Here is a 25,633-nt window from a genome sequence, read left to right as displayed (position 1 = left end):
ATTATCAACGCCCCTCCCGACGTTCAATAAATTCATTCACCTGTTGGTAAGCGCTTCTCATTGCGGCCAACAAAATCTCATTGCCTGCCAACTCATTGAATAGCAGGCGCTCAGCAACAAAAGCATTTACCGGATCTTCTGCACCAACAATCGCGTCAGCCACTGCAGCATCCATTAGCTGATCTTCGTAAGTGTAAGGGATATCCCCTCGACGCTCACGAATCAAGAAAGCTAAAAATAGAGCCGGAAGAATAGAGACCGATTTTAGATCTAATCCACGCTCTAAACCATCTCGAATGGTTGGCAGAATGAAACCGGGGATCTTCGAAAAACCGTCCATGGCAACTCGTGCGTTGGTATCTTGAATGTTCGGATTAGAGAATCTATCCAACACCACATCACGATATTTTGCCAAATCCAACGGGCAGTCTGGCAACGCTGGAATGACATTGTCGGTTACATAATTATAACCCAACTGACAGATCTCTTTATCCTGCGTACCTTCATGGATATAGTCCATACCGGCTAATGTACCCGCCCAAGCGATACAGCTATGCGTCGCGTTTAGACAGCGTATTTTAGCCTCTTCGTAGGGGCCTACGTCCTCAACCATCTCTACGCCGACTTTTTCCCAAGCGGGACGCCCTGCAATAAAGTGATCTTCAATAACCCATTGAATAAATGACTCACCCATCAGAGCAGATTTGTCATCTATACCCGTCGCAGCTTTGACACGCTCTACCACATCAGCGGTTGGGCGCGGTGTAATTCGATCCACCATCGCATTGGGCGCTGAGGTATTGTTTTCGACCCAAGCTTTTAGCTCTGTCTCGTTACGCAGATCTAAAAACTGTAGGAAACCTTTCATGAAGCGATCACCATTCGAACGAAGGTTGTCGCAGTTCATTAGAGTAACAGGACCTGCACCCGCCGCTAAACGAGCCTTTAACAAACGCGCCAAAGCGCCGTAAAGCGTAACAACTGTCTCACCTTTAAGGTCAGTGACCAGGTCTGCATAGCTTTGATCCAGCTGATCTTGTGAGTCTAGGTAGTATCCCGCTTCAGTAACGGTAAATGAGATGATCTTTGTCTTCTCATCCACAGCGACCTCTGTCAGACCATTGAGCTCAGCATCGAATGGAATGATCTGTTTAATCGCCTCAATACGCTTATAGTCACGCTCACCCTGAGGCGTCACTGTCTCAAGCGTGTAAGCACCTGACGAGGCTTGAAGGGCTGCAATCGTATCGGCCATGTCAGGACGAATATTACCCCCGGCTAGAACCCAAGATTGATCACCCAGATCATGTAACCACTGCAAATAGAGCGCTTGGTGGGCTCGATGAAAAGAGCCCAAGCCTAAATGCAGGTTAATATTAGGTTGTGTATTACTCATACCGAGACCTCAGCGAATCGCCTCACCCTTCGCATCAAATTGATGCAGGTGAGAAGCGTCGTAATTGATTGAGACAGAGTCACGAACTTTGATGCTTGGCTGCTCATACTGGCGAACAATCAATTTCTCGCCACTACCTTCAAGGCAAACATGAATCAGTGTTTCGTTACCCAGGGCTTCGATCAATTCAACCTGACCGGAAATAGCACCTTGTCCCGCATCCACAATAGAGAAATGCTCTGGGCGCACACCCACATCGACCGCATCGGCAGAGATACCGCTGAAGTAACTCGCAGAGAGTAGGTTCATCTGAGGCTGACCAATAAATTGAGCAACAAACTTGTTTGCAGGTGCTTCGTATAGTTCCATCGGCGTACCGACCTGCTCAATCACACCACCCTGAAGGACAACCACTCGATCAGCCAGTGTCATTGCTTCGACCTGATCGTGTGTTACGTAGATGCTAGTCGCGTTCAAATCACGGTGTAGCTCTGCAATCTCTACACGTGTTTGACCACGAAGAGCAGCATCAAGGTTTGATAGCGGCTCATCGAACAGGAATACTTTTGGCGAACGAACAATCGCACGACCGATCGCGACACGCTGACGCTGACCACCTGAAAGTTCCTTAGGAGTGCGCTTCAAGTAGGGCGTTAGGTTCAGCGTCTCTGCAGCCTTAGCGACCTTTTGATCAATAATCGACTGTTCTTCACCTTTGATACGCAGAGCGAACGACATATTCTCTTCAACCGTCATGTGTGGGTAGAGAGCGTATGACTGGAAAACCATCGCCAAATCACGCTTAGATGGAGCCTGGTGAGTGATCTCATTGCCATCTAACACTAGATCGCCATCGTTGATCTCTTCTAGACCGGCAATCATGCGAAGCAGCGTGGATTTACCACAACCGGATGGACCTACGAATACAATGAATTCGCCTTTGTTGATGGTAAGGTTAACCCCTTTGATCGCGTGTACATCGCCGTAGTACTTATCGACGTTTTTTAATTCTAAATATGACATGTGTAAAAACTCCAAATACTTACTTCACGGCGCCGAAAGTCAGGCCTTGAACCAACTGTTTCTGTGAGAACCAACCGATCACAACGATTGGTGCAATAGCCATTAGGGACGCTGCAGAGAGCTTCGCCCAAAACAGGCCTTCAGGGCTTGAGTAACTGACCATCATGGTTGCCAACGTACCAGCATCTGCTGCCCCGAGGTTTAGCGCCCAAAATGCTTCATTCCACGCCAGTACCAGACATAAGAGGCCAGTAGAGGCTAGACCACCAATACCCAGTGGAAGCAACACATGGCGAAACTCCTGCCAAACCGAAGCACCGTCCATACGCGCAGCTTCTAAGATTTCGTGTGGAATATCTTTAAAGTAGGTGTAGAGCATCCAAACCATAATAGGCAGGTTCATCATGGTGAAGATGATGACCAAAGCCGTCTTGGTATCTAACAGACCGAGTTGTTGGAAGATGACATAGATCGGAAGCAACGCACCGACTGCAGGCATAAACTTAGTTGATAGCATCCACAACAACAGACCATTAGTGCCCTTGGTAGGCGAAAACGCCATACTGTAAGCAGCAGGTGCAGCAATCAGTAGACCTAAGACAGTTGAAACAACCGAAGTGACCACAGAGTTCCAGGCAAACTGGACGTAGTCAGAGCGCTCGTTAACGACATGGAAGTTCTCCAGTGTCGGCTCAAAGGCCCAAAGACTAGGAACAGCGATAGCCTGCAGCTCTGTTTTGAACGCTGTAAAGCCCATAAATATAAGTGGAAAGAAGAGCAGCAACGCAATACCCCAAGCTGCTGCCGTTCTAGCAATAAGGGCTGGAGTCCATTTAGATTTTTTAGTACTCATCTTACTTCTCCAGATTTTTGCCGATGATACGGATCAAAAAGATCGCAACGATATTCGCTAGGATGATGGCAAAGACCGCGCCAGCTGATGCAACACCAATATCGAATGCCTGCAAAGCCTCATTGAAAATCAAGTAAGCAAGGTTGGTACTCTGTGTACCTGGACCACCGTTCGTGGTTGTGAAGATCTCTGCAAAGACAGACAGTAAGAAGATCACTTCAATCATGATGACAACAGAGATCGGACGAGCTAAGTGAGGTAGATACATGTAACGGAATTTCTGCCAGTAATTGGCACCGTCCATTTCAGCTGCTTCAAGCTGCTCGCGATCCATCGATTGCAGTGAGGTCATAAAAATCAAACAGGCAAAAGGGAGCCACTGCCAGCTGATCATTATGATGACTGAAAAAAGTGGCAGATCTTGAAGCCAGTTGATCGGGGTTAGCCCAAAAAATGTCCAAACTTGAGCCAACACACCATAAATAGGGTTCATCATCATGTGTTTCCACAAAAGTGCATTGACGGTTGGCATGACAAAGAACGGAGAAATAAGTAGCAGACGAACAATACCTCGCCCGGGGAATGTTTCATTGATGAGAAGCGCTATCGCTAATCCACCAATCACAGTAATAGCAACTGTCGAAGCAAGCAGAACCAAGGTATTGATAATGGCATCACTGAATGCAGGGTTGGTGATCATGAACTCGTAGTTCATCCACCCAGCAAAACCGGTGCTATCTGGTTGCATCAAGTTATAGAAAATCGACGAAAAATAGATCGTCAAAGCCAGTGGCACGACCATCCAGATCAACAGTGTGATCACAGCTGGACTTAGTAGTAACCGAGGCATTAAGCGACTGCTTCGAGATTGCGAAGACATAATAAATTACCGTAAATAGATCAGAAAAAGTGCCCCCAGCTAAAGATTAGCTGGGGGCTTTTTAGGGTAAAAGAATACTGAAACCCTAAATTACAGCTTGCTTAGTAGTAGCGAGCTTTACGCATTTCGCGGTCAGCGTAAGCCTGTGCTGCAGCCAACGCCTCTTCTACACTTTTCTCACCTGCAAGAGCAGCAGCGAACTGCTGACCAGCCGCTGTACCGATAGCCTGGAACTCAGGAATCGCAGCAAATTGAACACCTGTGTATGGTGTTTTCTCGAAGGTAGAGTCGTATGGATTTGCGCTGTTGATAGCATCCATCTCAGCGCTTGCGAAGTTAGCAGCTGCCTGGAATTTCTCGTTAGCGTAAGTCGATGCACGAGTACCAGTTGGAACACGGCCCCAACCGTTAGTCTCACCAACTAGGTTGATGTAGTCAGCAGATGTAGACCACTCTAGGAACTTCATTGCAGCATCTTTCTTCTCAGAAGAGGCTGGGATACCTAGAGCCCAAGCCCATAGCCAGTTTGCACCACGTTTAGTTTTCTGAACTGGAGCCTGTGCATAAGCAATTGAGTCAGCTACTTTTGACTGGGCTGGATCAGATACGAAAGATGCAGCGATTGTTGCGTCAACCCAAGAGCCACACTTACCTTCGTTCATTAGAGCAAGGATTTCGTTGAAGCTGTTAGCTGTTGAACCTGGAGGGCCGTACTTAGTCATTAGGTCGACATAGAAGTTAATAGCAGCATTCCACTCAGCAGAGTCTAGCTGTGGCTTCCAGTTCTCATCAAACCAACGCGCACCGAAAGTGTTAGCAATCGTTGTGATGAATGCAGCATTGTCACCCCAACCTGGCTTACCACGAAGACAAGTACCGTACACACCATTTTCTGGGTCATGCATTGCAGCGATTGCCTGCTCCATATCTGCCCAAGTTGGGTTGTATGGAAGAGTGATACCTGCTTTATCTAGTAGGTCTTTACGGTACATAACCATAGACGACTCACCGTAGAACGGAGCAGCGTATAGGTTACCTTCGTGAGATAGACCACCGCGCATCGCTGGTAGGATATCGTCTACGTTGTACTCAGCAGAGAAATTTAGAGGCTCTAGCCACCCTTTCTCACCCCAGATAGGCGCTTCATACATACCAATAGTCATGATATCGAACTGACCACCTTTAGTTGCGATGTCAGTCGTAACACGTTGACGAAGAACACCCTCTTCAAGAGTTACCCACTTAACTTTGATACCAGTCTCTTCTTCGAACTTAGGCGTTAGCTTCTGCATCTCGATCATGTGACCGTTGTTTACAGTAGCGATTACTAGCTCAGTGCCGCCGTGTGATCCAGCGAACGCTTGAGTTGATAGCATTACGGCACCTGCAACGGCAGCCGAGAGCATTTTTACTTTCATGACGTACTCCTGTCGATTTTTTTCTTGTTTTGACACTAAATGTACTTTTATTCGCAAATTCGAATATAACCCTTAGCATCTGATCAACACAGTAGCATTAGATTTTTTCAAACACTTATACAAAAAAACTCAATGATTGTATTTTATTGCAATTCTATTTCGCATATGCGTTAACCAGTGCAATATAGTTTATAAATACGTCAAATAATGCAAAGTTTCGACGTTGAATATAGCCAATGCATTTTTTGGAATAAAAATAGTAGGTAGTTGAAATGTATTTAGGACTCGACCTAGGAACCTCTGGGGTTAAAGCCCTGTTAATGGATGACTCACAGCAGGTTGTGGGCAGCGAAACTGCTTCGATCACTGTCTCAAGACCTCACCCGGGTTGGTCAGAACAGGACCCTGCCGACTGGATTGCGGCCTGTGAAGAAGCGATTACTAAACTGAAAAGTCATCACCCAGAAGAGCTTGCTGCAACGCGTGCTATATCATTTTCAGGCCAGATGCACGGTGCCACACTGCTGGATGCTGAGGGCGAAGTACTTCGTCCATCTATTCTTTGGAACGACACTCGCAGCTACAAAGAGGCCGCTGAACTAGATGCCATGCCGGAGTTCCGAGCAATATCCGGTAATATCGTCTTCCCAGGTTTTACGGCACCCAAACTCGTATGGGTAGCAAAAAATGAACCCGAGATTTTTAACAAAGTAGCCAAGGTCCTTTTACCCAAAGACTACATTGCCTATTGGTTAAGTGGCGAATACATTTCTGAAATGTCCGATGCGGCCGGAACAAGCTGGCTAGATGTTAAGAATCGCTGTTGGTCAGAAGAGCTTTTATCATTGAGTGGAATGACGCTTGATCAGATGCCTCGTCTTGTTGAGGGATCTGAAGCGGCAGGAAGGTTACGTACTGAGTTAGCCAGCAGATGGGGTTTGAGCAACGACGTAATCATTGGCGGCGGTGCAGGTGACAACGCAGCTTCGGCTATCGGCATGGGCGTTATTGATGAGGGCCAAGCCTTCCTCTCATTAGGCACTTCCGGCGTCCTATTTGCAGCGACCAATGGTTTTAAACCACTTCCAGAGAGCGCTGTTCATGCCTTCTGTCATGCCATCCCAAATACTTGGCACCAGATGGGGGTCATACTCTCTGCTACCGACGCACTGAATTGGTATGCCAGGCTAACGGGCAAGTCAGCAATAGAACTTGATGCCGCACTGGAGGCCGAGCCTAAGGGGCCTGCTAGCGTCACTTTTCTGCCCTATCTTTCGGGTGAACGAACGCCCCATAACGATGCGCAGGTAAGGGGGATGTTCATCGGCTTAGATCACAGTTCTGACCAGAAGCTACTGACTCAAGCCGTTATGGAAGGGGTCGCTTTTGCTATTCGCGATAATCTTGAAGCTCTTATTGCTGCAGGCTCATGCGTCAACGAGATCATTGCGGTAGGAGGCGGCTCAGGGTCAACGTTTTGGTTACAGACGCTGGCTAATATTCTGAACAGAACTCTGCTGCTTCCATCCGATGGGGATTTTGGTGCCGCCTACGGTGCGGCACGTCTAGCAATGCTGGCTCACCGGAAAGCTAGCCCTGAATCACTACTGACTCAACCTAAGATTGAAGCTCGCATTGAGCCAGATGCAACTCTGTTGAATCAATATGAAGCAGCCTATCAACGTTACCGCTCTCTTTACCCAGCAATTAAGTCACTGAATCTATAAAGAGTATGTTAGCGTAAAGCTTGGCTTTACCAATCTAGAATTAACGAAAACTTAGAAGGGGTTAGCATGCAGTTCAGCCGTTTAGGAACCAGTGGATTAAGCGTTTCAAGAATCTGTTTGGGCACAATGACCTGGGGTAAGCAGAACACCCAAGCGGAGGCCGACGAACAGATCGAACACGCCTTATCAGTTGGTATTAACTTTTTTGATACAGCCGAAATGTACGCAGTGCCGCCAACAGCAGAGACCTACGGTAAAACAGAAGAGATCATTGGTAACTGGCTTGCTCGAAACCCATCCCGTCGCAGCGAGATGATCATTGCCACCAAAATCGCAGGTATCGGGTTACCTTGGGTAAGAAGCGGCGGCCCAATTACAGGCAAGGCAGTGATTGAGGCGGTCGATAATTCATTGAAGCGCCTGCAGACTGACTACATCGATCTCTATCAACTACACTGGCCAAACAGAACTTCACCTCACTTTGGCAAGCATACTCCGAACTTCTTCAAGTTTAGCGACATTAAAGCGGCTGAACATGAAGCTCAAATGTTGGATATCCTTAAAGGTTTAGCGCAATGCATAAGTGACGGAAAAATCCGTCATTTCGGCCTCTCAGATGATACTACCTGGGGCATCAACACCTATCTAAAACTGAGCCGACAGCATGACCTACCCAAACCGGTCTCGATTCAGAATGAGTTTAGTCTGTTGCATGCGAAAGATTGGCCCTACTTGATCGAGAACTGCGTTCACGAAGAGATCGCCTATCTTCCTTGGTCACCGTTGGCATCAGGATTACTCTCTGGCAAATACGCTGATGGAGCAATGCCGAAAGGAAGCCGCTGGAGCATCTCAAACCCCGCTGCCCTGCATCGGAATACACCCCAGGCTCATGAAGCTGTTGCAGAGTACGTCAAGTTAGCCAAACAGTTTGGTTACACCCCGTCACAGCTTGCACTCGCATGGTGTGATCAGGTTGATGGCGTAACCTCTACCATTATTGGGGCGACCTCAATGGATCAACTAAAAGAGGACATCGCCGCTTTTGATATGCTACTGTCTGAAGAGCTACAAACTGAGTTAGCGGCTGTCTTTAAGCGCTACCCTCAACCCTTTTAAGAGGCGGCTATCCTGATAGCCGATGCAAAATAAGAGATTGATATGAGCGAACAATTAAAAGGCAAAATTGCCGCGGTTACAGGCTCTGCGTCAGGCATTGGTTTCGCCAGTGCCAAAGCGATGCTGGATGAAGGTGCCACAGTTATCTTTATCGATCGAAACGAGTCTGCGCTGTCTGATATCTGCAGTCGTCTTGGGGATAAGGCTCTACCACTGGTCATTGACCTGCTCGATCCGGAACAGTGCAAAGAGATGGTGCCACGCATTCTGGAGATGACTGGGCATCTGGATATCTTTCACGCCAACGCTGGGCTCTATGTCGGCGGAGATCTCATGGAGTCTGACGCTGACCAGATTGATCGAATGCTGAATTTAAATATCAATGTGGTGATGAAAAACGTACAAGCTGTGTTAGCGCATATGATTGAGCGAGAGACCGGTGACATTTTGGTGACCAGCTCGCTAGCAGCCCACTACCCGACGCCATGGGAACCTATTTATGCCTCATCAAAATGGGCGATCGACTGTTTTGTTCAGACGACTCGACGTCAGATGTTTAAGCACGGCATTCGTATTGGATCGGTATCACCTGGGCCTGTGGCAACGGGATTACTCTCGGACTGGCCGGAAGGTAAATTAAAAGAGGCTCGTGCCAATGGCAGCCTAATCGAGCCAGAAGAGATCGCAGAGGCGTTGCTGTTTATGTTGACTAGGCCACGTCATATGACTGTGCGTGACATGGTCATCATTCCAACGAATTTTGATCTCTGATGGGCGAGTAATTTTCGCTTCGCACCGAGTGCTAGCTCCTAAGGCAGGTTTCATACCTTGGAGCTAGCGTTAAAACTACTTCAGCTTTCAGAAATTCGCTTAACCGCTCTTCGCATCGACAGACGATAAAGAAGCGGAATCACAAACAGCGTTAGCACAGACGAGAAGCCCAAGCCCCATACGATCGAGGTGGCGACTGGGCCCCAGATCAGTGACTTACCACCCAGACCCGCTGCAAGCGAAAATAGACCCGCCATGGTGGTCAGGGTAGTAATCAATACCGGAATGACCCGTCGACGCGAAGCATAAAGCGTCGCATGCATCAGGCTCATGCCATTGCCAATTCGGTCATTGGCGGCCGATATCAGTACGATCGCGGCATTCACGGCAATACCGGCTAAGGCCACGACACCGTACATAGTGTAGAGACTGAGCGGGTTTTGCGTCACGATCAAGCCCAATACAACACCGGTAAACGCCAGTGGCACTGTCGCCAAGATCATTAATGGCTGCCAGTAACTGCGGAACTGCGTGCCCAATATTAGGTACATCAAGCCGACGCCGACCAAGAAGAGAATCGCAATCGAATCCATACTCTCTTGGATATCATCCAACTCACCCGAGAAGTCGAGATCGATGGCAGGATATTGCGCTTCGTACTCCTTCCAGCGCTCTAGCAAGAAGGCGTTGGCTTGTACGGTATCCATACCGCCAGAGCGAAGGTCAGCCTCTAAGGTGATTGCACGACGGAAGTTGTAGTGACGAATGTTACCCAACGACTGTTTACGCTCCTCTATTACCAACTCCGACAGAGGAATAGCACCGCCCGCGGGAACAGGAATACGGTAGCTAAGCAGACGCTCAAGAGAGGGTAGCGACTCAGGATTAGCACGAACACGAACATCCAGGCGTTCACCGGCATCTCGCATACTCGCGACAACTTCACCGTCGACCAATAGGCGCAGGGTGCGACGAACATCCGCAGGGTTCAAACCTGTACGATTGATCGCATCACTGTCTAACTCCAGACTCAACTCATAACGACCACGAGCCGCATCGTCTTCAACATCCACGAAATCTTCGTGACTGTTCAGAATTTCAATCAGAATGTTGGTAGCGTCGCGAATCTCTTGGTAATCATCACCACGTACCTTGACCGAGATCGGTTTAGAGGCAGGCGGACCACCCGATAGGCGCAAGAATGAGATGCGAATCGGACCGGCAATGTCACCCAAATCTTCACGCACCGCATCGGTCATCTCTTCAACTGTGCGCAGTTCAGGTGTTTTAGGGTTTAGACCGACAAGAATCTGGCCGTACTGCTCGCCAATACGCGGCTCTGTCTCGGTAAACATCTGACCGGCATAGCTTGCGATGGCGCGCACTTCCCCGTCACGCACATTTTGACGGACACGCTCTTCCACACGTGAGACCACCTCCATCGTTTTCGCGACAGGCGTCGCTGCCGGCATTTCAACGTTCACATAGAATAGGCGGACAGGATCGGCCGCAAAGAAATCCATCTTAATGTAGCCGTTGCCTAGGGCACCGACCGCGCCTATCAGTGGCAATACGGCGACAATCAGTGAGAGAACCGGACGGCGCAGCGCTTTGATCAACAGACGAACATAGGTGATCTGCACGCGGTGGGTCATGGTTTCACGCAGACGCTGAATTCGACTCGGTTTATCAAACCCAACCTTAGCCGCCAAAATGTGGGCAGGCAGCATCCAAAAGGCTTCAATCAGACTGATCGCTAGGGCGATCGACACCACCATAGGAATAACCTTCATGAACTTGCCCAAAATACCGGGCAGTAGCATCAGCGGTAAAAAAGCGGCGATGGTGGTCAGTACCGCCGCTGTGACGGGAGCCGCTACCTCTTTCAACGAACCCTGAACGGCGGCAATCCCAGTAAATCCTCGCTGTAGCCGATAGTAGATCGATTCGACCACAACGACGGCGTCATCAACCAACATACCCAATACAATCACCACACCCAACAGCACGGTGACGTTCAACGTTTCGCCCAGTCCCGCCAGTACCCAGAAGGTGGCTGCCAAAATAAAGGGGATGCCGATCGCTGTGAGCAGTGCGATGCGTGTACCTAAGAAGAGCCAAGCCACAACCAACACCAGGATCAGACCGATCAGTGCATTGTTCTCCATGATTTGGATCGACTTGCGCGTCGCAATGGTCTGATCATCAATCAAGACCATCTCGACACCGGTCTCAACCGATAGAGCATTTCGCTCATCCATGTAGGTCTGAACACGCTCAACCAATTCCAGGGTGTTGGCACCCTCTTTCTTCATTACCGCCAACAGCACAGCCGGTTTATCATCGACACGTACTAAGAAACTAGAATCTTCACGAGCGCGCTCGACACTGGCGACACGTGACAGTGGCACTTCTCCCGATGCCCCCAATACCGGTCGATTGGCCAGATAGCTTGGGTCAGCGGCCGTACCGACAACACGCACCAACCAGTTACGATCGCCTTGTACCAAGTTACCAGCCGCCTCATCTTGGAAGAAGGCAGTAACGGTGTTGGCAACCTGTTGTGGGGTAATGCCTAGGGCTTCCAGTTCAGAGACATCCAGATTGACCTGCAGTTCTGGGTCAGGCAGTGCCACAGGGTCGATGCGAGAAACGCCTTTAAGCTGGGACAGATCTTTGTCGATACGAGTCGCTTGCAGACGCAGGTTCTCGTCATCCGCCAAGCTGGTCACCGCCACCGTTGCGGCAGGGAAGGCATTGGAGCTGGTGATCTCCAGAATCAGTGAATCTAACGCAGCATCCGGCAGTTCAGATTCAGTGTTTTGTATTTCACGACGCAGATCGGCTAAGCGTTTATCGAAGGTACGATCATCGATGTCCTCAAAGCGCACTAGGATGCTAGAGATCCCTTCGCGTGAATTACTCGAAACAAACTTTACATCGGCCAGTGAACGTAACGCATCTTCAAGCGGATCCGTCACCTTACTCTCGACATCAAGTGCCGTAGCACCCGGTAGCGGTGTGGTGACGATGATCCAGTTGAAGTTGATGGTTGGATCTTGCTGACGGGGCAGTCCTTGATAACTCAACAGACCGACCGCCAGTACTAGCAAGAAGGTCAGGTTAGCTAGCACATGGTTAGTAATGAAGCGTTGCCACATATCAGCGCACCTCTACCGCTTCGCCCTCGACTGCGAGCAATCGACCCTCGGTAATGACCTGTGACCCCTTGGGAAGATCAACCGCCGCAGGCTGACCCTCTATGGCACTGTCGACTACGAAGAATTGTGCGACACCCTGCTTTTCAAGCAACAGACCAAGCTTCCATTCGCCATCCACTTTACGGCGAACCAACAGTTCAGAGGAGACGTGCGGTTGATTGGCGGTCCAGGTTAAACGACCCGTTGCACCAATCTCGGGCGTCGCTTCAGTAAAAATAAAACGGTAGGTCTGCGTGCGTTCGCGACGATCAATAATGGGCAATTTAGCTCTTAACTCAACCGCGAAAGATTGGCCGTTGCTTTCAAACCACACCTTGCTCTCAGCAACCCCTTTTCCAGGGGCGACTTTGGCTTCTAGTTCTGCCCCATCCGTTTGAACCAACTGAAGCAGAGGCATACCGGGAGCGGCTAAGGCACCTAGCTGAGCCATTCGTGCTGCAATGACTCCATCGAATGGAGCAACCAGCGAACAATTTTCAGTCGCAATACCAGCCAGTTCAATCTGACGGTTTTGCACATCGATGCGGGCATCCAATGAGGTAAGCGCCGTTTCACGCTGTTGCAGAGCATCGTCACCTAGATTGCCTCGTTTGTTCAGAGTCTTGGCACGTTCGTATTGATCACTCAAAAGTGGGCGTTGTGAGCGCAACTCACTCAAAACCGCTTTTTGCGTCGCCAACTGACTCTCGTAGGTACGGCAATCTAAATTCACCAGTGAGTCGCCCTGCTTCACTCGATCACCCACCTCAACATTAATCTTCACAATACGTGCGGAGAGTTCAGCACTCAGCGCTGCATCATTGGCACTGATCACTTCAGCAGGTGCTGAGAATGTTGGGTAGTAGACCAAGTCCGCTAAAGACTGGGTCGACACCACAGGTGCTGCGTGAACACTGTTAGATAGGCCAAACACTAAAGCAAAAAGAAGGGAGCGCATCATTAACCTCGATTGTGACGGATGGTCTAAAGATCTAGACCGATATCTACGCAGTCTAGCGAGGAATGGTGCATTGCAAAATAAAAGAGTGAGAGGGTAGCCGACTGCACCCTCTCTTCAGGGATCAGAACTATTTAAGATCAGCGGTTAAAGTAACCTGAGTTTCAGGGTCTACTTCATCTATATGGTGCTGATAGTTGGGGTGATCCACACCAACGGCAAGGGCCGCGCCCGCTTTAAGTGTCGCAATCATCTCATCAGTTAATTCAAAACGCATGAAGTGGACGGCACTGGTCTTCTCTTCAGTACTGCGTTCTAAATCTTCATCGGCTATCGCAAACACCTTTTCATGGCCGAATACCTGAACATAGGTTTTGTGTTCAAGCCCGACCAACTTACCCAGTGCCACTTTGCGCTCGTCTGGATCGGCAAATTCAATGAGCTGTGTACACTTCAGGTTGGTCCCATCAGGAATCAGCGGGTTGTAGGCATCCAACTCATCTTGAATACCCTCTTCATCGAAGGTTTTCTCGATACGAAGCATCTCTTGGATCTGGTAGCGGATGGTCAACTCATCTTCAAACTGAAGCGTGACGTTGGGACCAATAAAGACCGTTCTTCGACGGCGGTGCTCCAGTGCCTTTTTACGAAATTCAGGACGTTCTTTGTGGTAGGTTTCCAGCGACATTAACGAGTCGCGTACTAATTGGGTCATACTCTACTCCTTAAATGCCATAAGCCTTGCGCAATAGTGATATTGGGTGTGACTTTTCTGGCTGCTTATCGTGATTTTTATCGATACCTTGTGCGATGTGAGCTCCTCCCAATGGGCAGTCACTCGAAATATAATCCGGATCAAAATCAGCCATCTGACGGAATACCGGCTTACCTATCTTCATCGCTTTTTCATGAAACTCTTTCTTAACACCGTAGGTGCCAGCGTGACCACTGCATCGCTCTACTGTTTTTAGTTCGGTATCAGGAATCTGCTTCAACATCTCTTCGGTTTTCTTACCGACGTTTTGCACGCGACCGTGACAGGGAACATGGTAAGAGACTTTACCTAGTCCTTGTTCAAACTCCGCTTTCAATAGACCATCTTTTTGACGTGCGATCAGGTATTCAAACGGATCCCAAAATGCTTCCTGGACCAACTTAACCTCTTCGTCATCCGGGTACATTAGTGGCAGCTCTTGTTTAAACATCAAGGTACAACTTGGCACAGCCGACGTCAGCGCATAACCCTCTTTGGCTAACTTAGCCAGTTGCGGGATATTGATACGTTTTAGCGAGTCCACCCCTTCAAGATCGCCCTGCTCTAGCTTCGGCATGCCACAGCAGACCTCTTTCTGAGCAAAGGTCCAGGGAATGTCGTTGTGCTCTAGTACGGCAATAAAATCTTCACCAATACCCGGCTCGTTGTAATTGATGTAGCAGGTCGCAAACAGTGCCACTTTTCCGGGTGTGCGTTCACCCGCTACAACGTCAAAAGTCTCATTCGGCTTGGCTTTGCTGCGTAACTTCTTGCTTGCAAATGGAGGTAACCATGCCTCTTCGTCAACGCCTAAGGTCGCAGAGAGTGCTTTGCGTGTCGGCTTCCAATGGTTAACCGTATTAATCGTCTCACTGACAATGGGGATACCGGCTAGCTTACCGGTGGTGTCAGTGCTGGATAAAATCTTGTCGCGCATGGGGAGACCCTTCTCTTTGGTCTCAACCGCTTTAGCGCGCAGCATAAGATGCGGAAAATCTAAATCAAACGGGTGTGGAGGTACGTAAGGGCACTTCGCCATGTAACACATGTCACAGAGGTAGCACTGATCAACAACCTTCTTGTAGTCCTCTTTAGCAACACCATCGACTTCCATAGTTTCGCTTTCATCAATCAGATCAAACAGCGTTGGGAAGGCGTCACATAAACTCAGGCAACGACGGCAACCGTGACAGATATCAAAGACGCGCTCCATCTCTTGGTGAAGGTCATCTTTGTCGTAAAAAGTTGGATTTTTCCAATCCAGAGGATGGCGTGTTGGGGCTTCTAGGTTGCCCTCTTTTTTTGTACTCATAACACTCTCCAGGCAAAGATCGATAGGTCGAACAGCTTGCCCGACCTATCGTAGGCTGATTACGCTTCCGCTTTGTAAGCTTCCAGAGTTTTCTGGAACTTATTAGCGTGACTGCGTTCTGCTTTTGCAAGCGTCTCGAACCAATCAGCAATCTCGTCAAAGCCCTCTTCACGAGCTGCTTTCGCCATGCCTGGGTACATGTCAGTGTACTCGTGAGTTTCACCTGCAATCGCAGATTCCAGTGCTTCCGCCACATTACCTGCAGCTAGACCAGTTTCAGGGTCACCTGAACCACCATCGATTAGGTATTCCATGTGGCCGTGCGCGTGACCAGTTTCACCTTCAGCCGTATTACGGAATACGTTGGCTACTTCTGGAGCACCCTCGATGTCTGCCATGTTGGCAAAATATAGGTAACGACGGTTTGCTTTTGATTCGCCAGCGAATGCTGCCTTTAGATTCTCTTCTGTTTTAGTACCTTTGAGATCCATGATGTTCTCTCCTATTTTTGTTAGCTAACTAAACAGAGCTTGGACAAGAAAATTTCTTGTCTCACTTAAAAATACGCCAGGATCTCAAAATTGGCTTAATTTTAATTTTCTATGGTGCTGATAGATCTTTCCTATTCACCTTTCAACCCTAAAGCTGGCAACATAAAGCGGTCTCTTTAAGAAACGAAAAAGAGAGCTAAAAAGCTCTCTTTAATTAGTAATTCACCAGGCCGCTAAACCAATGCCTGATTTACATGTTCGGGTAGTTAGGGCCACCGCCACCCTCTGGTGCCACCCAACGAATATTCTGCGTGGGGTCTTTGATGTCACAGGTCTTACAGTGCAGGCAGTTGGCTGCGTTAATCTGAAGGCGTGGTTCGGCTTCATCTTCAAGCACTTCATATACACCGGCTGGGCAGTAACGCTGTGCTGGCTCGGCATACAGAGCAAAGTTAACGGTGATAGGAACACTGCTATCCTTCAGCTGTAGGTGACAAGGCTGATCCTCCTCATGCACGGTGTTCGAAATAAACACTGACGAAAGCTTATCGAATGATAGCTTTCCGTCTGGTTTAGGGTAATCGATCTTCGTACACTCGCTTGCTGGACGCAGCATCTCATGGTCGACGTGAGTATCGTGCAGTGTCACTGGGATACGACCACCAAAGATGTTCTGATCCAGCGTATTGAAAGCGCCACCAAGAATTGGACCAAACTTATGTAGAGCTGGGCCAAAGTTACGTGAGCTGTACAACTCTTGGTACAACCAAGAGTTTTTGTAGAGATCATTAAATGTGGTTGCCGTGTTTGACTCTTCAGCAATAGCAGAGACTACCGCTTCGGCCGCCAACATGCCCGACTTCATTGCCGTGTGAACACCTTTGATGCGCGAGAAGTTCAAGGTACCGGCATCACAACCGATCAATAGACCACCAGGGAAGGTCATCTCTGGAAGACAGTTGTAACCACCCTTAGCAATGGCACGTGCACCGTAAGAGACACGAGTACCGCCCTCTAAGTACTGCGCGATTTTCGGGTGGTGCTTCATACGTTGGAATTCATCAAAAGGACTGACCCAAGGGTTTGAGTAGTTCAAATCGACGATTAGGCCCACAACGACCTGATTATTCTCAGCATGGTAAAGGAAGAAGCCACCACTTGTACCGTCACTCAATGGCCAACCAGAGCCATGAATCACCAAGCCCTCTTTATGTTGCGCAGGATCGATATCCCATAGCTCTTTAATACCAAGACCGTAGTGCTGAGGATCTTTGCCCTCATCCAAGTTGAACTGACTGATCAGCTCTTTACCTAAATGACCGCGACAGCCTTCGGCAAAGAGTGTGAACTTAGCCAGCAGCGCCATGCTCGGCACGTAGCTATCTTTCTCTTCACCGTTTTCGCCAATGCCCATCGCACCGGTGAGAACACCTTTGACACTGCCGTCTTCGTTATAAAGAACTTCAGCCGCAGGGAAGCCAGGAAACACCTCAACACCCAAGGCTTCAGCCTGTTCTGACAACCAACGTGACAGATTGCCAACAGAGGCGATGTAACAGCCGTGGTTGTGCATCGTTTTAGGTGCCACAAAGTTAGGCACTGTAATCGATTTTATCTCGTTTTTCAGAAGGACGATTTCGTCTGTTTTCGCTTCAGTGACCAGGGGTGCGCCCTGCTCTTTCCAATCTGGGAAGAGTTCAGTTAACGCTTTAGGATCGACCACCGCGCCTGACAGGATATGACCACCCACCTCAGCCGCTTTCTCAACAACACAGACCATCAGATCAGCATTGAGTTGTTTGATCTTACAAGCAGCTGCAAGTCCCGCAGGGCCTGCACCTACAATTAGGACATCAAAGTCCATTACTTCATAATCCATTGATCTCTCCTAAAACGACTCAATCACTGAAATGTAAATTAAAACTGTTCGTCACTCAGCACAAATGCGGCATCAAGGCCCGTCATAATCGTTTGTGCATGAGCTTCTGCTCGTGGCAAGTAGTGCTCTGCATAAAAGCGCACGGTGGCAACTTTAGCGGCCAAAAACTCATCCGAGTAAGCAGAACCTGCTCCGCTTAAGGCTTTAGCTCGAATGGCCTCTTTTGCCATTAGGTAGGCGCCGGTGAGGTAGCCCATCTGCATTAAGAAATCGAATGCGACCGCACCCATTAAGCTGCGATCGGCAGCAGCACGATCAAGAATAAACTCTCGAATCTCTCGTGCGCGGGCCACGGATGCCACAAAACGATTGGCCATCTTATCAAGTCCGCACGCTCGAAGATCGGCTTCAATAGCCGCCATTTCATCAAGCAGATCCGCTAACGCTGCACCGTTATCGCTCAAGGTTTTACGACCAATCAGATCCAGTGCCTGAATGCCGTTAGTACCTTCATAAATGGCTAAGATACGGGCGTCACGGTAGTGCTGAGCCGCGCCAGCCTCTTCGATAAAGCCCATGCCACCATGAACCTGAATATTCAGAGAGGTCAGTTCATTGGCCATCTCTGTCATCCAGCCCTTCACGATCGGCGTTAACAGTTCAACACGCGCTTTAGCCGCCGTTTGATCACCCTCGATGTGCGAACGATCAATCTCAGCAGCAGCAACTAGGGCCAATGCACGCATCGATTCACAGCCCGAGCGCATCGCCATCAACATGCGACGCACATCGGGATGCTCAATAATAGGGATTTTCGAACCATCTTTACGACTGCCCTGTGTGCGCTCTTTCGCGTAGGCAACCGCTTGCTGATAAGCACGTTCAGAGATCGACAAACCCTGCAGACCCACCGACTGACGTGCATGGTTCATCATGGTGAACATGTAAGCCAAGCCTTTGTTCTCTTCACCGACCAGGTAGCCTACTGCACCGCCATTATCGCCAAAACTCATCGTACAGGTTGGCGAACCATGAATGCCCAATTTGTGCTCTAGAGAGATGCATTTTGCATCGTTTAGCTCTGCAGGCTCTCCGTTCTCATCCAGCAAGAACTTAGGCACGATAAACAGCGAAATCCCTTTTACACCGGCCGGTGCATCTGGAAGTCGCGCCAAGACTAAATGCACAATGTTCGGGGTCATCTGATGATCGCCCCAAGTGATGTAGATCTTCTGGCCTGAGATCAGGTAGTGATCGCCATTCGGTACCGCTTTGGTTGAAACGGCTGCTAAATCTGAACCCGCGTTAGGTTCAGTCAGATTCATGGTGCCGGTCCACTCACCGCTGACTAAGCGCGATAGGTACTGATCTTTTAGCTCATCACTGCCGTGAGCGATCAGTGCTTCAATCGAACCCTGAGTCAACATCGGGCAGAGTGCAAACGCCATATTGGCCGAGTGCCACAACTCATTGACTGCCGTACCTACAACATTTGGCAAGCCCTGGCCGCCAAACGCTTCAGGAGCTGTCAGAGTTGCCCAACCGTTTTCCATATATTGTTGATAAGCATCAGAGAATCCCGGAGTCTCAATAACCTTGTCACCCTCAAGGCGTGCGCCATTTTGGTCACCCACTGCATTGAGCGGAGCCAGTACTTCAGATGCGAGCTTACCCGCCTCTTCAACGACGACATTGGCCAGTTCAAGATTAACTTCATCCAGGCCCATCGCCTGGCAAAGTTGATCGAATTCAACCAATTGATCCAATACAAAAGCGGTGTCCTGTGCAGGCGCGTTATAGATACTCATAGAATAGATTCCCGATTTGGAAAGCGTTGGAAAGCTCTTAAAAACAGAGGGCAGCTAGGCTGCCCTTGTTTGATTTAGATTTTCGATACTAGCTCTGGAAGGATCTCGTGTAGATCACCCACTAGACCGTAGTCTGCAATGCCGAAGATTGGCGCTTCTTCATCTTTGTTAATAGCAACGATAGTGCCTGACTCTTTCATACCTGCAAGGTGCTGGATAGCGCCTGAGATACCTACAGCAATGTATAGCTTAGGCGCTACCATCTTACCTGTCTGGCCAACCTGCATATCGTTTGGCACAAAGCCGCTGTCGACCGCAGCACGTGATGCGCCCACTGCAGCACCAAGCTTATCTGCAAGTTCGAATACCTTAGCGAAGTCCTCTTTAGAACCTACACCACGACCACCTGAAACAACGATATCTGCAGATTCAAGTTCTGGACGATCTGATTCGCTCACCTCTGCACCTACGAAACGTACTTTCGCAGCTGGGACAGTCACTGATGCCGCTTCAACAGCAGCTGAACCGCCATTACCAGCAGCAGCAAATGCAGTACCACGAACAGTCATCACTTTAAGCGCGTCGCTGCTCTTCACAGTCGCGATAGCGTTACCAGCGTAGATTGGACGCTTGAACGTATCTGCATCGATCACTTCAATCACTTCAGATAGCTGGTTAACACCGCAAAGCGCCGCAACGCGTGGTGCCAAATCTTTACCAAAAGTGCTCGCACCTAAAATGATGTGTGTGTAATCACCCGCTAGCTGTTTAGCGATAGGTGCTACGAATTCAGCAAGCGTGTGCTCAAGCGCTGCATCTTCAAAGGTAAGGACGCGATCCACACCCGCAACTGAAGCCGCCTGAGTAGCCGCTGCCGATACAGAAGAACCAACCACTAGCACATCAACAGGAGCGCCTAGTTTAGTTGCAGCTGTCACTGCAGAAAGAGTTGCACCTTTAAGTGACTGACCGTCGTGTTCAGCAATAATCAACGTTTTCATCATCAACTCTCCCTTAGATAACCTGTGCTTCGTTACGTAGTTTGTCGAGCAGCGCATCAACAGAATCCACTTTGATACCGCCACTACGCTCTGCTGGAGTCTCAACAGAGATCAACTGCACGCTGTTTGTTAGCTCAACGCCAAGATCTGCAAGCGTTTTAACATCTAGAGGCTTACGCTTTGCCTGCATGATTTTTGGCAGTGCCGCGAAGCGTGGCTCGTTTAGACGTAGGTCAGTCGTAATAACCGCTGGGAGATCCATCTCAACAGTGACAAGACCACCATCCACTTCACGTGTTACCTGTGCTTTACCGTCAGCGATTTTCACTTCAGATGCGAAGGTTGCCTGAGGCACATCTAGAAGTGCTGCAAGCATCTGACCAGTCTGGTTGTTGTCAGAGTCGATCGCCTGTTTACCTAGAAGAAGAATCTCAGCGTTCTCAGACTCGTTCACTTTTGCAAGGATACGCGCAACGTCTAGCGAGTTAAGCTTGCCTTCCGCTTCAACCTGGATACCACGGTCAGCACCTAGCGCCATTGCGTAACGCATCTGCTCTTGGCAAGACTTGTCGCCGATCGATACAACAACGATCTCAGAAACAACGCCCGCTTCTTTAAGACGCACAGCCTCTTCAACTGCAATCTCACAGAATGGGTTGATCGACATTTTAGTATTTGCCAAATCTACATCGCTGTTATCCGCTTTAACGCGAACCTTAACGTTGTAGTCAATAACGCGTTTTACTGCGACTAATGCTTTCATGTTAACTCCTCAAAACATGGCCACTAAGGCCACTCTACATAAACTCTATTACAGCGCGTTTGCTTGATCGCGCAGTACGAACTTCTGAATCTTACCGGTCGACGTTTTTGGTAGCGGACCGAAAACAACATTCTTAGGTACTTTGAAACGTGCTAGGTGCTCACGACAGAACTCGATCACATCCGCTTCACTTACCTCTGGCGCACCCTCTTTTAGAGTGACGAATGCACACGGTGTTTCGCCCCACTTCTCGTCATTCTTCGCTACAACTGCAGCCTCTTGAATGTGAGGGTGAGAATAAAGAACACCTTCAACTTCGATACTAGAGATGTTCTCACCACCCGAGATGATGACATCTTTCGAACGGTCTTTAATCTGCACGTAGCCATCTGCATGCCATACCGCCAAATCACCCGATGCGAACCAGCCGCCTTTGAATGACTTCTCAGTAGTTGATGGGTTCTTCAGATAGCCCTTCATGACAAGGTTACCTCGCATGAAGATCTCACCCATGGTCTCACCATCTTTAGGCACAAGTTCCATGGTCTCTGGATCCATAACCACCATGCCTTCCATCATTGGCGAACGCACACCTTGGCGAGCTTTAAGCACAGATTTTTCTGCAGGTGATTTTTCATTCCACTCATCTTTCCATGCACAAACAGCACATGGACCATAGGTCTCAGTTAGACCGTAGACATGAGTTACCTCAAAACCAATTGCTTCCATACCAGCGATAACTGGAGCTGGAGGAGCAGCACCCGCGGTCATTACTTTAACTTTGTGGTTGATGCCCGCTTTCATCTCAGCAGGAGATGAGTTCAGCATATTAAGAACGATTGGCGCACCACAGAAGTAGCCAACCTCTTCTTCTTTGATCAGTTCAAAAATCTTATCGGCACGGACATGACGCAAGCTCACACTGACGCCCGCTTGTGCGGCAATGGTCCAAGGGAAACACCAGCCGTTACAGTGGAACATTGGTAGAGTCCAAAGGTACGATGCGTGAATTTCCATACCCCAAGATAACGCATTGCTTGCAGCATTCAGGTAAGCACCACGGTGGTGGTAAACAACCCCTTTCGGATCACCTGTAGTACCTGAAGTGTAGTTTAATGAGATCGCATTCCACTCATCAGTAACGCGCGGGAAATCGTATTCCGGATCACCACCAGCGATAAACGCTTCGTAGTCCATCTCACCGATCATCACACCGCCATCATAGCTAGCATCATCAATACCAATCACAAGCGGTTTGTTGTCTAGCATGCCTAGTGCAGCCGTAGCCAATTCACCAAACTCTTTATCGACTAGGAATACTTTTGCTTCAGCGTGCTGAAGGATAAACGCAACAGCTGCCGCATCCAGACGCGTGTTAATCGAGTTAAGAACAGCTCCAGCCATCGGCACACCGAAGTGCGATTCAAAATGCTCTGGAAGGTTAGATGCAATGATTGATACGGCCTCACCCTTTTTAACACCCGCTTTATTGAGGGCGCTCGCTAACTGCTTACAACGTGTGAGAGTCTCTAACCAAGTACGACGAACAGCGCCATTCACTGTTGCAGTTCGATCAGGGTAGATGAACGCAGAACGCTCAAGGAAGCTGATAGGTGTTAATGCTGCATAGTTTGCAGAGCATTGATCAAGGTTGGTCTCAAAGGGTGAGTTGTGCATCTGATTATCCCTCATTTATTTTATGCGAGTTTTATCACTCGTTTATTCTGTTTATCGTCACAGCTTAAACCGCTTTGAGCAGCTTAAACAGCGTTAATTCCCTAAATTTAGTAGGTATAAAAACCTTTTCCGCTTTTCTTACCTAGCTCTCCCTCAACCACTTTTTCTCGCAAAAGAGGCGCAGGTAGATATCGAGCATCTTTAAGCTCAACAAACATCAAATCCAAAATACTTAGACAGGTGTCCAAACCAATCATATCAGCGAGAGCTAGCGGCCCAATTGGGAAGCCTGCCCCAAGTGTCATGATTTGATCGACCTGTTCTGGTGTTGCAGTACCCTCTTCGACAACACGAATCGCTTCATTAATGGTCGGAAGTAAAATTCGGTTGAGCACAAATGCAGGGCGGTCTTTAACAACAACCGCTGTTTTACCTAATTTCTCAGCGAGTTCGAGCACTGTCGATCGAGTATTTTCTGAGGTGTGCTTAGTCACTATCACTTCAATCAACGCCATCAAAGGCACCGGATTCATAAAGTGCACACCCAACATACGCTCTGGATTATCTACTAAAGCTGCCAATCGACCGATTGAAATTGAGGAGGTATTACTCGCCAGAATAGCTGAAGATTTACAAACTCCATTGAGCGCTTGGAAAATCTTACGCTTGGTCATCTCATCTTCAGTAGCAGCCTCAACCACCAGGTCGCAGTTAGCTAAAGCATCCATTGAAACAGATGTAGCAATGAAAGGTAGTGGATTACACTCTACTGGAAGCTTATTGCGCTCTTTAAGCTTAGCAACACTCATTTCGGTGCGACTGAGAGCTAACTCTAACTGATCCGCGGAGATATCAACCAATACAACCTGGATACCCGCACACGCCAAAACCTGAGCAATTCCTTGCCCCATCTGTCCTGCGCCGACAACACCAACCTGCTGAATCATCACTCTAACCTTTAACTTTTTGCATGGTTTAAATTATCGGGCATAAGTGGCAAGGACTAAATGATAAGGCGAGACTATTTATTGATATTTTCGGACGTGAAATTGCGCTATATTGTGACACTAATACCTAAGTAGAAGCCAATAGATAGATTTTCGGTCAGCGCTATGCAGCATTTTGATAACAATAGCATCTCCTCTCATTTTGCGCTGGGAACACTTAAATCCGCAGCACGGATGGGAGTCGATATTGGCTCACTACTTAAAGACTCAAATCTGGACGGACGACTCCTCGGCAACCAAAAGTTTCGCTTAACGCCCGCGCAGTTCGGTTCATTAGCTCGACTCTCATGGGAGCGAGGGGACGATGAGTTCATGGCCTGTGCCGAACGTCCTGCTCGGTATGGGACGTTTAGTCTCTTCGCGAGGGAGGCGGTGCGCGCAGAAAACCTGTTAGAGGTTTATAAGCACTTATGTCGCTTCTACCGTTTAGTGAATGAATCACTCTCACTTACACTTAGTGTCGACAACTCCAAAGCGACGCTCGAGATGTCACTTTCCAAACCTGAGTTGGATCCAGACTACCTTCTTAGAGACTTCCTACTTCTACTCTGGCACCGCTTTCCGAGCTGGCTGATTGGCCGCAGGATTCACCTATTTGAAGCGCAAATGACAGGCCCTAAACCGCCACATGCAGACGAGTATCGGCTTATCTTCCCCTGCCCAGTCTCATATGAATCATCCGCTAACCGACTCATCTTTGAGGTAGAGGCGTTAAAAGCACCGATCGTTCAAAATCTGGAGACCCTTCGTGATCATCTCCGCAGCGCACCGCTGCAATGGTTCACTCGACAAGAGTATCTGCCGGTATTCACCCGTCGCGTAAGAGATATCATGGGTCACATGGAGTTTGTCGAGATAGATATGGAAAGTGTCGCCCATCAACTCAATATGACTGTTAGAACGCTACGAAGAAAACTTGATGATGAGGGTACTGGATTTCAAGATATTAAAGACGAGCTCAGACGAGACAGTGCTCTGCATCTGCTAAACCAATCCTCTCTTTCAATTCAACGGATATCGCAACAGCTTGGTTTTTCTGAAACTGCCGCATTTACGCGCTCTTTTAAAAAGTGGACTGGTCAAACTCCTAGAGCGTTTCGAACAGGGCAGTTTTAAAAAACTATTTTTGGACCACTGTTTTATCAAGTACCAAATAGATACCTACAGCCATCACAAGTAAGCCAATTATTCGCTTCAGAGTTAAGGCATATTGCTGCGCACCGAAGAGACCAAAATGGTCGATAGTACTCATTGCAATTAACTGTCCCAAAAGAGCAAACGCTATCGCATTAGATACACCAAAGCGCGGCACGATCCAGGTCACACTAATAACGTAAAAAGCGACACAGAACCCCCCTAGATAAAAATAGATGGGGAGATCCTCAGCGACGAATTTTTTAGGAAAACCTTCGGTTGCAAGTAAGTAGACCGACACCGATGTAAAAGCTAACGCCAAAGCCATCGCAGTTGCCAAGGAGGAGCTCATCAAACGTCCGCCAAGACCACCATTTAGGGTAGCCATCGTCGGAATTCCAATACCGGCAAGTAGCATTACTAGCGCATACACAAGAGGATTGTTCATAGATATGTTTCCAA

At 48.6% G+C, this 25,633-nt stretch carries 21 protein-coding genes; 4 read left to right on the top strand and 17 right to left on the bottom strand.

What is annotated here, in order from left to right; all coding sequences use genetic code 11:
* Positions 1–4: 4 nt before the first annotated feature.
* From dalD to XMM383_RS05070, 5 genes are all read right to left on the bottom strand, one after another.
* On the bottom strand, positions 5–1,396 hold the full coding sequence (gene dalD / locus XMM383_RS05090) for a D-arabinitol 4-dehydrogenase (RefSeq protein WP_173482568.1): 1,392 nt from the start codon (positions 1,394–1,396) through the stop codon (positions 5–7).
* 9 nt (positions 1,397–1,405) lie between these two features.
* Positions 1,406–2,419: an ABC transporter ATP-binding protein gene (locus XMM383_RS05085; RefSeq protein WP_173482569.1), complete on the bottom strand. Its 1,014-nt coding sequence runs from the start codon at positions 2,417–2,419 to the stop codon at positions 1,406–1,408.
* A gap of 19 nt (positions 2,420–2,438) precedes the next feature.
* Positions 2,439–3,272 (bottom strand): carbohydrate ABC transporter permease, encoded by an 834-nt coding sequence (locus tag XMM383_RS05080; protein ID WP_173482570.1) that lies wholly within the window; start codon positions 3,270–3,272, stop codon positions 2,439–2,441.
* Position 3,273: 1 nt separating this feature from the next.
* On the bottom strand, positions 3,274–4,152 hold the full coding sequence (locus XMM383_RS05075; RefSeq protein ID WP_173482571.1) for a carbohydrate ABC transporter permease: 879 nt from the start codon (positions 4,150–4,152) through the stop codon (positions 3,274–3,276).
* A gap of 101 nt (positions 4,153–4,253) precedes the next feature.
* Positions 4,254–5,570, bottom strand: a complete 1,317-nt coding sequence (locus XMM383_RS05070) for a sugar ABC transporter substrate-binding protein (RefSeq protein ID WP_173482572.1) — start codon at positions 5,568–5,570, stop codon at positions 4,254–4,256.
* Between the two features lie 272 nt (positions 5,571–5,842).
* Here XMM383_RS05070 and xylB point away from each other — a divergent pair, with 272 nt between their 5' ends.
* The 3 genes from xylB (at position 5,843) to XMM383_RS05055 (ending at position 9,187) form a co-directional block, all read left to right on the top strand.
* On the top strand, positions 5,843–7,297 hold the full coding sequence (xylB, locus tag XMM383_RS05065) for a xylulokinase (RefSeq protein ID WP_173482573.1): 1,455 nt from the start codon (positions 5,843–5,845) through the stop codon (positions 7,295–7,297).
* Between the two features lie 66 nt (positions 7,298–7,363).
* Positions 7,364–8,416, top strand: coding sequence for an aldo/keto reductase (locus XMM383_RS05060; RefSeq protein WP_173482574.1), 1,053 nt, complete (start codon positions 7,364–7,366; stop codon positions 8,414–8,416).
* A 42-nt stretch (positions 8,417–8,458) separates the two neighbouring features.
* Positions 8,459–9,187, top strand: a complete 729-nt coding sequence (locus XMM383_RS05055) for an SDR family oxidoreductase (protein ID WP_173481725.1) — start codon at positions 8,459–8,461, stop codon at positions 9,185–9,187.
* Positions 9,188–9,267: 80 nt separating this feature from the next.
* On the opposite strand, the gene XMM383_RS05050 is transcribed toward XMM383_RS05055, so the two are convergent.
* The 11 genes from XMM383_RS05050 to XMM383_RS05000 form a co-directional block, all read right to left on the bottom strand.
* The gene (locus XMM383_RS05050; RefSeq protein ID WP_173494629.1) at positions 9,268–12,348 is read right to left on the bottom strand and encodes an efflux RND transporter permease subunit; all 3,081 of its coding nucleotides are present in this window, start codon (positions 12,346–12,348) and stop codon (positions 9,268–9,270) included.
* Between the two features lies 1 nt (position 12,349).
* Complete coding sequence (locus XMM383_RS05045; RefSeq protein WP_173494628.1) at positions 12,350–13,348, bottom strand: efflux RND transporter periplasmic adaptor subunit; 999 nt, start codon at positions 13,346–13,348, stop codon at positions 12,350–12,352.
* A 127-nt stretch (positions 13,349–13,475) separates the two neighbouring features.
* A complete protein-coding gene (locus tag XMM383_RS05040) occupies positions 13,476–14,060 on the bottom strand; it encodes a DUF3501 family protein (protein WP_173494627.1) in 585 nt (194 codons plus the stop codon).
* A 10-nt stretch (positions 14,061–14,070) separates the two neighbouring features.
* On the bottom strand, positions 14,071–15,411 hold the full coding sequence (locus XMM383_RS05035; protein WP_173494626.1) for a heterodisulfide reductase-related iron-sulfur binding cluster: 1,341 nt from the start codon (positions 15,409–15,411) through the stop codon (positions 14,071–14,073).
* 59 nt (positions 15,412–15,470) lie between these two features.
* A complete protein-coding gene (locus XMM383_RS05030) occupies positions 15,471–15,902 on the bottom strand; it encodes a rubrerythrin family protein (RefSeq protein ID WP_173481720.1) in 432 nt (143 codons plus the stop codon).
* Positions 15,903–16,152: 250 nt separating this feature from the next.
* Positions 16,153–17,781: an electron transfer flavoprotein-ubiquinone oxidoreductase gene (locus XMM383_RS05025; protein WP_173494625.1), complete on the bottom strand. Its 1,629-nt coding sequence runs from the start codon at positions 17,779–17,781 to the stop codon at positions 16,153–16,155.
* 38 nt (positions 17,782–17,819) lie between these two features.
* On the bottom strand, positions 17,820–19,589 hold the full coding sequence (locus XMM383_RS05020) for an acyl-CoA dehydrogenase (protein WP_173482579.1): 1,770 nt from the start codon (positions 19,587–19,589) through the stop codon (positions 17,820–17,822).
* Positions 19,590–19,663: 74 nt separating this feature from the next.
* Positions 19,664–20,590, bottom strand: coding sequence for an electron transfer flavoprotein subunit alpha/FixB family protein (locus XMM383_RS05015; protein ID WP_173482580.1), 927 nt, complete (start codon positions 20,588–20,590; stop codon positions 19,664–19,666).
* A 13-nt stretch (positions 20,591–20,603) separates the two neighbouring features.
* Positions 20,604–21,353 carry an electron transfer flavoprotein subunit beta/FixA family protein gene (locus XMM383_RS05010; protein ID WP_173494624.1) on the bottom strand — a complete coding sequence of 250 codons (750 nt, stop codon included), beginning with the start codon at positions 21,351–21,353 and terminating at the stop codon, positions 20,604–20,606.
* Between the two features lie 48 nt (positions 21,354–21,401).
* On the bottom strand, positions 21,402–23,030 hold the full coding sequence (locus tag XMM383_RS05005) for an acyl-CoA synthetase (RefSeq protein ID WP_217362097.1): 1,629 nt from the start codon (positions 23,028–23,030) through the stop codon (positions 21,402–21,404).
* 107 nt (positions 23,031–23,137) lie between these two features.
* On the bottom strand, positions 23,138–23,977 hold the full coding sequence (locus tag XMM383_RS05000; protein WP_217362098.1) for a 3-hydroxyacyl-CoA dehydrogenase family protein: 840 nt from the start codon (positions 23,975–23,977) through the stop codon (positions 23,138–23,140).
* Between the two features lie 165 nt (positions 23,978–24,142).
* Between XMM383_RS05000 and XMM383_RS04995 the strand changes: the two genes are divergently transcribed.
* Complete coding sequence (locus XMM383_RS04995; RefSeq protein ID WP_173482583.1) at positions 24,143–25,153, top strand: AraC family transcriptional regulator; 1,011 nt, start codon at positions 24,143–24,145, stop codon at positions 25,151–25,153.
* Positions 25,154–25,157: 4 nt separating this feature from the next.
* On the opposite strand, the gene XMM383_RS04990 is transcribed toward XMM383_RS04995, so the two are convergent.
* Positions 25,158–25,619: a DMT family transporter gene (locus XMM383_RS04990; RefSeq protein ID WP_173482584.1), complete on the bottom strand. Its 462-nt coding sequence runs from the start codon at positions 25,617–25,619 to the stop codon at positions 25,158–25,160.
* Positions 25,620–25,633 lie beyond the last annotated feature (14 nt).

The organism is Marinobacterium sp. xm-m-383, from assembly GCF_013283255.1.
In the GTDB taxonomy this organism is placed as follows: Bacteria; Pseudomonadota; Gammaproteobacteria; order Pseudomonadales; family Balneatricaceae; genus Marinobacterium_E.
Note: the sequence above shows the minus strand (reverse complement) of the source record. Positions and strands in the feature narration are given on the sequence as shown.